The following is an 11244-nucleotide window of genomic DNA, read 5'->3' on the forward strand; positions in this document are numbered from 1 at the left end:
TGGGCGGGCGGGATCGCGGCCGCGCTGAAGGCGGTGTTGCGCCAGGCCCAGGGAGACCAGGGCGCATGCGCCCTGGTCCAGTCGAATGTACGCCGCAGCGCTCCGGAACTTGCCATGCACGTACGGTAATCGCGCCGGCCAGGGCGGATCCACCACGTTGGTGCCCGGTCTGGGGTGTAGCTGGCACCACCCCCGGTTCGGACATTGGGGCTACTGATTTCGGGGGCCCGCGCGAGGAATCTTGTGGTGTGCCCGGCGGACGGACCGGCGGGCGGAAGGAGACTCCGCCATGGCCCTCGCAGCCCCGCAGTACCGACCCCGTACGTCGCCCCGCCCGGCCGCCCGGAAAACCGGTCGGTCCGTCGGGCGGACTCCTCCGAAGATGGCTTCGGTGCTGACCGGCGCCGGGCTGGCGCTGGTGCCGTGGATGCTGGTGCTGGCCAAGACGCTGCCGCAGCGCACCGAAGTGTCGAACTGGGCGACGGCGTGGATAGGCCTGGACGTGATGCTGGCGGCGGGGCTCACGGGTACGGGGCTGCTGCTGCGCCGGCAGGACCCGCGGGTGGTGCCCGTGGCTGCGGCGACGGCGGCGCTGCTGGTGGCCGATGCCTGGTTCGATGTCACGACCTCGGCAGGCGGGGAGCGGGCGCTGGCGCTGCTCTTGGCGGCCGGTGCGGAGCTGCCGCTGGCGCTGGCCTGCGCGGCGGTGGCGGGGAGGCGGACGTGAGCGGCGCATGGAGGGCGGTCCGGGGCAGTCTGCGGTGCGGCGTCGGGTTGCCGGGGAGCTTGTGGCGGGGCGACCGGTGGCGGGCCCCGCACCCGGGGGGTGCGGGGCCCGAGGCCTGCCGGTCGCGCGGGGCGCCCGTATGGTCAGGATGTACGGGAGCGGCCCGGGCTCTCCCAGCGGTAGAACTCCTGGGCCATGGCGTCCTTGGGGCTGCGCCAGGTCTCCGGGTTGTGCGGGCTGATGTAGGCGGTGAGCCGGTCGCTGAGGTCCCGGAACTCCGGGTGGCCGGTCACCTCTGCGATGGCCGGGCCCGGGGGGCGGTCGGATTCGATGAGGTGCATGTACACGTCGCCGAACTGGAAGAGGCTGCGGCGGGTGACCCCGACGAGGTGCGGCAGTTCACCCGAGTCCGAGGCCGCGAAGAGCTCGGCGATGTCGGGGGCGGACTGCGGCGCCATGCGGGCGACGATGAGGGCGCGGTGCATCCGAAGTGGTGCCTTTCGTCTCAGACGCGGCTGACCGCGGGCGTGCGGCTCTCGCGTTCGCGTTGTTCGATCTTGTCCCGGATCAGTTCCAGCTGGATCTTGGAGTTCTGGTTGATGCGGTCGGTCATGCCCGCGTCGTCCACGGGGGCCTGCGGCTTCATCGCGAAGTCCTGGGTCCACACCATCCGGGTGCCGCCGGGCACCTCGAAGTACTGCCAGTGGATGTCCATGTGCTCGAAGGGGCCCGTCTCGACGCGGCGGGCGCGCACGGTCCGGCTGACGGGGTCGGGGGTGCGCTCGGAGACCCAGCTCCACACCGTGCCGTTCTCGTCGGGGTGCATGGTCAGGCGGAAGCGGGTGGTGGGCCCGTCCTCCTCGAGGATCTCCAGCGAGGCGTACTCGCTGAAGAGTCCGGGCCAGCTGGGGAGGTCGTTGGTCATCTCCCAGACCACGTCCATCGGCGCACCGACGGTGATCTCGTTCTCCGTGTGTCCTGCCATCTCAAGCTCCGGTCATCAGGCTGGTGTTGACGAGTTCGAGGAACTCCTTGGGGGTCTTGCAGCGGTCCGCGTCGGTGGGCAGCGCCCGGCCGCGCTGGTTCTCCAGCAGGCCCACGATCCCGAGCAGGCCCAGCGAGTCGAGGCCGTAGTCGTCGAACAGGGAGTCCGGGCGGTTCTTCATGTCGGCCGGGTCCACGGTGATGCCGGCGCCGGACTTCATCAGCGCGGCCAGCTCTTCGACGGTCAGTCGTTCGGACATGAGCGGCTCCTTCTGTCTCTAGGCGGGGATGCGCAGGACGAGCGCGGCGTTGGAGCCCATCAGGCCCCGGCTCAGGACGAGCGCGGTGCGCAGCTCCGCCGTGCGGGCGCTGCCGGTCACCACGTCGAGGTCGTGGCACACGTCGAAGACGTTCGGCGTGGGCGGGACGATGCCGTGCTCCAGGGCGAGGACGGCGGCGGCCGTGTCGAGGACGGGGGCCGCGCAGTAGGCCCGGCCCGTGCCGGTTTTGGGCGCCGTCACCGGCACCGTGCGGCCGTGTGCTCCGAGGGCGGAGAGGATCGCGGCCGCCTCGGCCCGGTCGGCCTGCGGGGTGCCGACCGCGTCGGCGAAGACCACGTCGACCTCCTCGGGGGCGCAGCCCGCGTCCCGCAGGGCTCCCCGGATCGCGTGGGCCAGTCCTTCGCCGGACTTCTCGGCCGTCTCGGGGCGGTGCGGGCCGGTGAAGGTCGCGGCGTGCCCGGCCAGGACGGCCCGGACGGAGGCGCCGCGGCGCCGGGCCGCCCGCTCGTCCTCGACGAGGAACATCGCGCCGCCCTCGGCGGGTACGTAGCCGCAGGCCTTGTCGGTGAACGGCCGGTAGGCGCGCTCCGGATCGTCGTGCGTGCTCAGTGCCTCGTAGCCGAGCTGGCAGACGATGGAGTAGGGGGCCAGGGGCGCCTCGGTCGCTCCGACGAGCATGGCCCGGCTGCCCTGGCGGATGGCCCGGGCCGCGTGTGCGAAGGCGTCGAGCCCGCCGGCCTCGTCGGCGGCGACGACCCCGCACGGGCCCTTGAGACCCCGGCGGATGGAGATCTGGCCGGTGCTGGCGGCGTAGAACCAGGCGATCGACTGGTAGGGGCCGACATAGCGGGGGCCTTGCTCCCACAGGTGCTGCAGCTCGCGCTGGCCGAATTCGCCGCCGCCGGAGCCGGCCGCGGTGACCACGCCGACCGAGAAGGGGTCGTCCTCGTAGTCGGCGCGGCCGAGCCGGGCGTCCTCCAGGGCGAGGTCGGCCGCGGCGAGGGCGTGGTGGGTGTAGCGGTCGGTCTGGACGAGATAGCGTTCCTCGACCATCGAAGCCGGGTCGAAGCCCCGTACCTCGCCCGCGACGCGCAGCGGGAGGTGCTCGCAGCCCTCCCGGGTGACCCGGCCCAGGACCGAGGTGCCCGCCTGTGTCGCCTTCCAGAAGGCGTCGGCGCCGATGCCGTTGGGCGCGATGACCCCGATGCCCGTGATGACCGTACGGTCGCTCACGAGACCACCTCCTCCTTGGGCTGCTTGGACTTCTTGGGCTCCTTGGACCGGGTCATGACGACCGCGGACTGGAAGCCGCCGAACCCGCTGCCGACGGAGAGCACGCTGCGCAGCGTGCGTTCGCGGGCGACGCGGGGGACGTAGTCCAGGTCGCATTCGGGATCGGGGGTCTCGTAGTTGGCCGTGGGCGGTACCACCTGGTGGGTCATCGCCAGGACGCAGGCGGCCAGCTCGATCGCCCCGATCGCGCCGAGGGAGTGCCCCACCATGGATTTGATGGAGGTCATCGGCGTCTTGTACGCGTGGGCGCCCAGGACCCGCTTGACCGCGGCGGTCTCGTGGCGGTCGTTCTGCTTGGTCCCGGAGCCGTGCGCGTTCACGTAGTCGATCTCGTGGGCGCCTGTCCGGGCCTGGGCGAGGGCGGTTTCGATGGCCCGCGCCATCTCCAGACCGTCGGTGGTCAGCCCGGTCATGTGGTGGGCGTTGCCGAAGGTGGCGTAGCCGCCGATCTCGCAGTAGACGGTGGCGCCGCGGGCGCGGGCGTGTTCCAGCTCTTCCAGTACGAGGACGGCGCCGCCCTCGCCGAGGACGAAGCCGTCGCGGTCGGCGTCGAAGGGCCGGGACGCGTGGGCGGGGTCGTCGTTGTTCGGCGAGGTGGCCTTGATGGCGTCGAAGCAGGCCACGGTGATGGGCGAGACGGGTGAGTCCGAGGCCCCGGCGATGCAGATGTCCATCCGGCCTTCGGCGATGGAGTGGACGGCGTAGCCGATGGCATCGAGTCCGGAGGTGCATCCGGTGGAGACGGTCTGGACGGGCCCGCGCGCTCCGGTCTTCTCCGCCACGGCGGAGGCCAGGGTGGCCGGGGTGAACGCCCGGTGCAGGTGGGGCCCGGCGAGCCGGTGGTCCACGTCCCACCATGCGCCCGACTGGCTGACGGCCACGTAGTCGTGCTCCAGGCGGGTGGTGCCGCCCACGGCGGTGCCGAGGGAGACTCCGGTGCGCCAGGCCTCGTCGGTGGTGAGGTCGAGGCCCGCGTCGCGGACGGCCTCTCCCGCGGCGACCAGGGCGAACTGGATGTACCGGTCCGCGCGGGCCGCCTCCTCGGGTGAGAGTCCGTGCTCGGCGGGGTCGAAGTCGACCTCCGCGGCTATCCGGGAGCGGAAACCGGTCGGGTCGAAGAGGGTGATGCCGCGCGTCGCCGTGCGGCCGTTGGACAGCAGGTCCCAGAAGGCGGCGGTGCCGATACCGCCGGGGGCGACGACGCCGACCCCCGTGACGGCCACCCGGCGGGTCACGAGACCGCTCCCGCGCGGTCCGGGGGCCGCTCCCAGGCGGAGCCCTCCGGGTGGACGGCCTCCTCCGTGTCCACGTGCCCGAGCTTCGGGTCCGGGGCGAGCGGGCCGAGGTGGAAGACCATGCGGGCCTCGGTGTCCCCGACGTTGCGGAACCGGTGGCGCACGTTCATCGGGACGAGGAGTCCCTGGTCGGTGAGGAGCGGGTGGGCCTCGCCGTCGAGGTCGACCTCCAGCGTCCCGGCGACCACGTACACGAACTCCTCGGAGTACGGGTGGTAGTGCTCCGCGATGTGTTCGCCCGGCGCCATGACGGCCAGGCCCATGAAACCGCTGGTGCAGCCCACCGAAGTCGGGGTGAGCACTGCCCTGAGGTCGCCGCCGCGGGTCAGCGTTCGGCGGGGGCCCGGCGGTCGGTGATCAGGCTCATGGTGTGGCGGACCGCCGACGCGGCCGCCCCGTCTTCGGACGGCACCATCAGGCGGGCGAGTACGGCCGCCTTGCGCGGTCCGCGCACGCCGAAGGCGGTCTCCAGTCCTTCGCCGTACGGGCTGCGGACGTCGATGAGGCGTACGACGATGTCGTCGCGCTGGAAGATGCTGCTGCTCACCGTGGGGGCGTCGGGGCGGGGGGCCGCGGCCTCGTCCTCCCGGGCCAGGAAGCGGGCCAGCGCCGGTCCGCAACCGGGCTTGGCCGGGTAGAACAGTGCGTGCCTGCGTACGTCCGGGCGGTCCGCGGCGCCGGCTTCGCGGGCGGCGACGTGGTGGACGGCGGGCAGTGCGGCCCGCATGAAGAACATCCGGGCGGACTCGGGGTTCCCGAGGTCGCGGTCCTGTTCCAGGTGCGGGTTGATGGCCTCTTCCACGGCCCGCACCTCGGGCTGTTCGGAGACGTGGCGCAGCGCGGACATCAGGTCGCCGCGGACCTCCACCGTACGCACGACGCGGTTGCCGTGCATGAAGAGCGTGGTGCGGCAGAGCCGGGTGTGGCCGTCCACGTCGGCGGCCGGGGAGGCGTAGCTGGAGAGGAGGGCGGCGACGTCCTTCTCGCTGCCGGGCTTGACCGTGAAGGTCAGGGCGTGGCGGACGATGTCGGCGCCGAGCCGGGGCGATGCCTGCAGCCGGGCGCCGGTGGGCCGCTGCGCATCCTGGTAGCCGCGCCCGGTCTCGCGCAGGACGGTGTACTTCAGCGGGCGCATGGCGCGGGCGCAGGCGCCGAGGGGGCGGACCTGCTCGGCGTGGTGCTCGCTGTTGACCCAGGCGAGGTACTGCGGGGCGCTCTCCCACTCGCTGGTGATCAGCCACTGCGAGGGGTTCTCGAAGGACTGGCAGAGCTGGTCGCTGATGTGGCCGGGTTCCGAAGCGATGTCATGGCGCAGTTGCTCGTACGCCTCGAAGAACCGCTGCTGGGCTCCTTCGTGGAGGTCCATCAGCAGGACGACCCGGAGCATGGAGCCGTCGAAGGCGGACTGTGACACCCGTTCGGACAGGGTGGTCGTCATCTGCTCACTCCTTGGTGAGGGCCCTGTGTGAGGGCGTGGAGTTCCATCGCGTACGGACCCTGGTCCGTCATCGGCGGTGGCCGCCCGGCCCGGCGGCCGTCTCGGTGAAACGCGGGCCGGGGCGTCTTCGGGGGAACCGCTGTCGCTCATCGTCATCCGGGCGGGGAGGTACCGCTACATCTCCGGATCAAGCGGGTGACAACCGGCGAATCTCCTGGGCTTGGCGGTCGATCGGGGGCATAAAGAGTCCACTCCCCCCCACAGAAATCAGGAGCTCGCAGCTGATGGAAGACACCGCAGATGTTCGCGTACCGGTTCTCGTCGTGGGCGGCTCCCTCGTGGGTCTGTCCACCTCCCTGTTCCTGAGCCGCCACGGCATCAGGCACCTGGTCGTCGAGAAGCACTCCGGCACCTCCGACCACCCGCGCGGGCGGGGCATCAACGCACGGACCATGGAGCTGTTCCGGGTGGCGCGGGCCGAGGGCGCGATCCGGCAGGCGGCTTCCGTGCTGGAGAACAACATGGGCATCCTGCAGACGGAGTCGCTGCTGGGCGGCGACCACAAGTGGCTGGTCAAGGCCATCGACCCGTCCGGCGCCCTGAGCAAGTTCAGCCCGACGGGCTGGTGCGTGTGCAGCCAGAACAACATCGAGCCGATCCTCGCCGCGCAGAGTCGCGCACAGGGTGCCGACGTGCGCTTCTCCACCGAGCTGATGAGCTTCGACCAGGACGCAACCGGGGTGAACGCCCTGGTCAAGGACCGGAAGACCGGTGAGCACATCACCGTGCGCGCGGACTTCCTGATCGCGGCGGACGGTCCGCGCAGCCCCGTGCGCGAGCAGTTGCGCATCCCCCAGACGGGCAGCGGCGAGCTGTTCCACAACGTCAGCGTCACCTTCCGCTCGCGGCGGCTCGTCGAGGTGCTGGGCGACCTGCGCTTCATCGTCTGCTACCTGATGAAGCCGGGCGCGGACGGGGCCCTGCTGCCGGTGGACAACGACACGCAGTGGGTCTTCCACCTTCCGTGGCACCCGGACCGGGGCGAGACCCTGGAGGACTTCACCGAGGAGCGCTGCGTCGAGCAGATCCGGGCCGCGATCGGCGTACCGGACCTGGACGTGGAGGTCGGCGGGAAGGCTCCCTGGCACGCGGCCGAACGGGTGGCGGAGCGGTACTCGTCCGGGCGGGTGTTCCTGGCCGGGGACGCCGCCCACGAGATGTCCCCCACCGGGGCCTTCGGCTCCAACACCGGCATCCAGGACGCGCACAACCTGGCCTGGAAGATCGCGGCGGTCCTCGACGGGTCGGCCGGCCCGGGGCTGCTCGACACCTACGAGGCCGAGCGACTGCCGGTGGCCCGGGCGACCGCCGAGCGCGCCTCGGCCCGCTCGGCGGAGCACAGCCACCCGGGGTACGCGCCGCCGCCGACCATGGGCGGCGGACCGGGCAGCGGGGTCCTGACGACGGCGATGGCGTACGCGTATCCGCGCGGCGCGGTCGTCGGCGCCGACCCGGACCGGCCGGTCATCCCCGAGGGCCTGCGGATGAAGGGTGATGTCGGCACGCGCGCCCCGCACATGTGGCTGACCCGGTCCGACGGCGAACGCGTCTCCACGCTGGATCTGTACGAGCGCTCGTTCGTGCTGCTCAGCGGTGCGGGCACGCCCTGGAGCGCGGCGGCCGAGCGGGTGGCCGAGCGGCTGCCGGCGAAGTTGGACGCCTATGCGATCGGATCCGGTCCGGGGGCCGATCTGGTGCAGGAGGCGGACGTCGACTGGACCGAGGTGCACGGGCTGACGGACGCGGGCGCGGTGCTGGTGCGGCCGGACGGGTTCGTCGCGTGGCGTTCGCAGGGCACGCCGGCCGATCCGCAGGCCGCGTTGTCCGAGGCGCTGTCCCAGGTGCTGCGCCGGTCCTGACCGGCCGGACCACCGGCCTGTCCACCGGTTGGTCCCCCTGCCGCCGGCCCGTAAGCGGGCCGGGGGCAGGGGCGCTTGGGGGGATGCCCGTCGGCATCGGGTCCGTCAACCGCAGGCCCAGCAGCCGGACCAGCAGCCGGAGCCGTGGTGCGGGGGGCGCCGGCGGCGGGCGGTCGCGGCGGGTGCCTGCCCCGCTCCCGCGCTGTTGCGGCGGGCGAAACAGGCGACCACCACCGCGATGGCGGCGAGTTCCTCGGGGGCGGCCACGCCCTTCTCCACACGGAGCAGGCTGGCTATCGGGGCTATCGGAGCTTCCTTCAGCATCGGCTCGGCCTCTCGCACAGGCGGATGGCGGGACCCCCCTCGCGGAATCACCAAGGACTCCGGACGCTGCCGACGCTAGCGGCGGGCAACTTCCCCGGCATGCTGGGGAATCCGCGATCCCCCAGCTCAGAGCGGCACCGTCCGGGCGGTGACGGGGCCGAGGCGACCGGTGGCCGTTGGGCCGTCCGAGTGGCGGGCCGCCGTGGATCCCGGTGCGTGACGCCTGAAGGCGGAGCCCCGCGCGGCGGTCCGCCCGCGGGGCGCCGGGCCGGTTCAGCGGGCCGGGCACTTCTTCCAGGAGAAGTGGTAGACGCTGTTGATGCTGCCGTCGGTGGAGTCGAGCGCCATGTAGCTGGTCTTGGCCGGGTCCGAGGCCCCGACCTCGGCGCGCAGCTCCGTGTTGATGTTGAAGTTGCGCTGCTCGCCGCAGGGGGCGAAGACGAGGGCTTCGATGCCCGTGGTGTCGGACGCCTGCCAGTTGTCGTCGAGCTTTCCGCGGAACTTGTGGGTGCGGTACTCGGTCTGCTTCATGCCCTGGAAGTAGTAGCTGGCCTTCTGGGTGCCGATCGCGCCCTCCTGGAGGCTGCCGAATCCCCGGTAGTCGACCTGCGCCACGGCGTAGGTGTAGCCCTGCGGGACGTGTACGAGCAGGGAGAGCAGGCAGTTCTTGCGGGCGTCGGTCGGGGCGCTGGTCCCGCCCGCCATGGCCAGGTACTCGCTGTAGGTGACGGTGAAGGCCGAGTTGTCCTCAGCCACGGCGACGGTGGCGCTGCCCGGCCGGCAGCCCGAGCCGTTGACCGTGGCGACGTCGACGGTCACCCTGTCCTCCGGCGCGGCGAAGGTGCCGGGGCCGGCGGCGGCTCCGGCGGCGGAGGCGGGCAGGAGCACGAGGAGGCTGCCCGTCACGGCGGCGGCGCCGAGCGCGGTGCGCAGTGTTTTGATCACCCGGCCATGGAAGCGGTCCGCGGGGAGCCGACCCGTGACCGGGTGCGCGGCATCACTCCGATGGCCGGTCCCATTCACCGCAGAAACGTTTCGAGCAGTGTGGACGGCACGGCCGAATGGCTCACGGGCTGGGCTCCGCCCGCGTCACACCAGGGATTCGCGCAGGTATTTCCTACTATGAGCGCCTCGCGGGAACCGCCTGCGCCGAGGAGTCCCATGCGCCGCCTGCAACGGTCCGTCGTATCGTCCGCCGCCGCGATCGTCTCCACCCTGATCCTCGCGGCCACGCCCGCCGCGGCAGCCCCCGGACACGATGCCGGGGGCGCGGGCGACAGCGCCGAGGCCGCGGTCGTCGGCGCGGACCACGCGCGGGCGCACACGGAGCTGCGCAGCGCGGCCAAGGGGGCCGGGGAGTACCCGCAGTCGCGGCGCACCGGGAGCCTGGCGTCGCTCGCCGCATCGCAGCGCCGGGCCAACTCCGGTTTCGAGGCGGCGGTCTCGGGACGGTTCACCGACTACTTCCCCTCCCCCGACTTCGGCGTGCACGTCGCCCAGCTGCCCACGGGCAAGGTGCTGCTCTTCTCCTTCTCCCGGGTGGAGACCGATCCCACCAAGGAGACCGGCCCCACGGACCGGATCGGGCCGACGAACGCGGGCCGCGCCTACCTGTGGGATCCCGCGAAGGGGACCGGCGCCGGCGCCTTCAAGAAGGTCACGCCGCCCGTCGTGCTGATGCCCGACGGTACGCACGCACCGCGCCCGGCGCCGTTCTTCTGCGCCGGGCACTCCTTCCTCCCCAACGGGATGCTGGGGGTGTTCGGCGGCAACACGGGCGGCAAGGGCGGCAGCGGAGCGAAGCTGTCCTTCGTCTTCGACCCGTGGACGGAGGGCTGGTACCGCAACCGCGACATGGCGGTGGGCCGCTGGTACCCCTCGGTGGTGACCGGCGCGGACGGCAGGCAGATCATCATGTCCGGCCAGTCCGAGCGCGGTACGGGGACGCCCACTGCGGTGGTGGAGCGGTTCCCCGCGCTCGGGCAGCCGGTGCCCTGGCGGCCCTTCGACATCCCGCTGGACATCGCCTCGCAGCGGCTGCGGCCGGACGCGCCGTTCCGCAACGACTACCCGCACCTGCTCTCCCTGCGGGACGGCATGATCTACGGGCTGGGGCGCGACGCCGACCAGCAGTGGCTCTTCGACCCGCGCGCGCAGACCCGTACGGACCTGCCCCGACGGCCCGCCGACTTCCGGGGCTACGGCTCCGCCGTGCCGCTCCCGGCCGGATTCCGGGGCCCGGACTCGGTCCTGGTGCTCGGCGGGGACCCGCGCGACGCGAACACCTACCGGCTGTCGGGCGGGGCGGGCGGCCGCTGGACCACGGAGGAGCCGCGCGCCTTCGGGCGGACCCAGGACGACACCCTGATCCTGCCGGACGGCACGCTGCTGACGGTCAACGGGGCGCTGGACACCCGGAACTACGGATTCGGGCCGTTCAACCCGAAGGCCGACCTCAAGTACCGGCAGACCGAACTGCGCGGCGCTGACGGACGGTGGCGGCTGGGGCCGGCCCAGAGGCTGCCCCGGGGCTACCACTCCAACGCCCTGGTGCTGCCGGACGGCCGGGTCATGGTCACCGGAGACGAGCTGCAGCAGATCGCCAACGACCCGGACATCAAGGACGGCATGGACGGCTCGATCGAGATCTTCGAGCCCGCCTACCTGCACCGGGGCGCCCGGCCCGTGCTCGACCGGGTCCCGGCGGGCGAGATCGCCCACGGCGCGGAGTTCTCCGTCGAGAGCCCGACGGCCGCCGGGGTGCGGCGCGCCGTTCTGCTGGCGCCGACCACCGTCACCCACGCGGTGAACACCAGCCAGCGCCATCTGGAGCTGCGGATGACCGGCGTCCGCGGCCGCACGATCGGACTGCGGGCGCCGGCCACCTCGGCCGACGCCCCGCCCGGCTACTACATGCTGTTCCTCCTCGACGCGAAGGGTGTCCCCGGTACGGCGAGGTGGGTCAAACTCGGCAAGCGCTGAA

12 protein-coding genes are annotated in these 11244 nt (G+C 72.4%); 3 read left to right on the forward strand and 9 right to left on the reverse strand.

The features are described from left to right. The first annotated feature begins 382 nt into the window (after window positions 1-382). Entirely contained in the window at window positions 383-727 is a 345-nt protein-coding gene (locus DRB96_RS10425; RefSeq protein WP_112448179.1) for a hypothetical protein, read from the forward strand. 143 nt (window positions 728-870) lie between these two features. On the opposite strand, the gene DRB96_RS10430 is transcribed toward DRB96_RS10425, so the two are convergent. The 7 genes from DRB96_RS10430 to DRB96_RS10460 form a co-directional block, all read right to left on the reverse strand. Then, window positions 871-1212: a TcmI family type II polyketide cyclase gene (locus DRB96_RS10430; protein WP_112448180.1), complete on the reverse strand. Its 342-nt coding sequence runs from the start codon at window positions 1210-1212 to the stop codon at window positions 871-873. 20 nt (window positions 1213-1232) lie between these two features. Further along, a complete protein-coding gene (locus tag DRB96_RS10435) occupies window positions 1233-1712 on the reverse strand; it encodes an SRPBCC family protein (protein ID WP_112448181.1) in 480 nt (159 codons plus the stop codon). Between the two features lies 1 nt (window position 1713). After that, window positions 1714-1971, reverse strand: a complete 258-nt coding sequence (locus tag DRB96_RS10440) for a phosphopantetheine-binding protein (RefSeq protein ID WP_112448182.1) — start codon at window positions 1969-1971, stop codon at window positions 1714-1716. 18 nt (window positions 1972-1989) lie between these two features. Then, window positions 1990-3225, reverse strand: a complete 1236-nt coding sequence (locus DRB96_RS10445; RefSeq protein WP_112448183.1) for a ketosynthase chain-length factor — start codon at window positions 3223-3225, stop codon at window positions 1990-1992. Then, complete coding sequence (locus DRB96_RS10450) at window positions 3222-4520, reverse strand: beta-ketoacyl-[acyl-carrier-protein] synthase family protein (protein ID WP_112448184.1); 1299 nt, start codon at window positions 4518-4520, stop codon at window positions 3222-3224. The genes DRB96_RS10445 and DRB96_RS10450 overlap by 4 nt, the downstream gene beginning before the upstream one ends. Further along, a complete protein-coding gene (locus DRB96_RS10455; RefSeq protein WP_112453326.1) occupies window positions 4517-4843 on the reverse strand; it encodes a cupin domain-containing protein in 327 nt (108 codons plus the stop codon). Before DRB96_RS10455 ends, DRB96_RS10450 begins: the two co-directional genes overlap by 4 nt. Window positions 4844-4905: 62 nt before the next feature. Further along, window positions 4906-6018: a SchA/CurD-like domain-containing protein gene (locus tag DRB96_RS10460; RefSeq protein WP_112448185.1), complete on the reverse strand. Its 1113-nt coding sequence runs from the start codon at window positions 6016-6018 to the stop codon at window positions 4906-4908. 284 nt (window positions 6019-6302) lie between these two features. On the opposite strand from DRB96_RS10460, the gene DRB96_RS10465 reads away from it, so the two are divergent. Then, window positions 6303-7937 carry an FAD-dependent monooxygenase gene (locus tag DRB96_RS10465; RefSeq protein ID WP_112448186.1) on the forward strand — a complete coding sequence of 545 codons (1635 nt, stop codon included), beginning with the start codon at window positions 6303-6305 and terminating at the stop codon, window positions 7935-7937. 105 nt (window positions 7938-8042) lie between these two features. Here DRB96_RS10465 and DRB96_RS10470 read toward each other — a convergent pair whose 3' ends face one another. Together DRB96_RS10470 and DRB96_RS10475 are read right to left on the reverse strand one after the other, a co-directional pair. Then, window positions 8043-8261 carry an acyl-CoA carboxylase epsilon subunit gene (locus DRB96_RS10470; protein WP_112448187.1) on the reverse strand — a complete coding sequence of 73 codons (219 nt, stop codon included), beginning with the start codon at window positions 8259-8261 and terminating at the stop codon, window positions 8043-8045. Between the two features lie 273 nt (window positions 8262-8534). Further along, window positions 8535-9143: a DUF4360 domain-containing protein gene (locus DRB96_RS10475; RefSeq protein WP_239516828.1), complete on the reverse strand. Its 609-nt coding sequence runs from the start codon at window positions 9141-9143 to the stop codon at window positions 8535-8537. Window positions 9144-9422: 279 nt separating this feature from the next. Between DRB96_RS10475 and DRB96_RS10480 the strand changes: the two genes are divergently transcribed. Continuing rightward, window positions 9423-11243 carry a glyoxal oxidase gene (locus tag DRB96_RS10480; protein ID WP_112448188.1) on the forward strand — a complete coding sequence of 607 codons (1821 nt, stop codon included), beginning with the start codon at window positions 9423-9425 and terminating at the stop codon, window positions 11241-11243. Window position 11244 lies beyond the last annotated feature (1 nt).

The organism is Streptomyces sp. ICC1 (genome assembly GCF_003287935.1).
Taxonomy (GTDB): domain Bacteria; phylum Actinomycetota; class Actinomycetes; order Streptomycetales; family Streptomycetaceae; genus Streptomyces; species Streptomyces tritrimontium.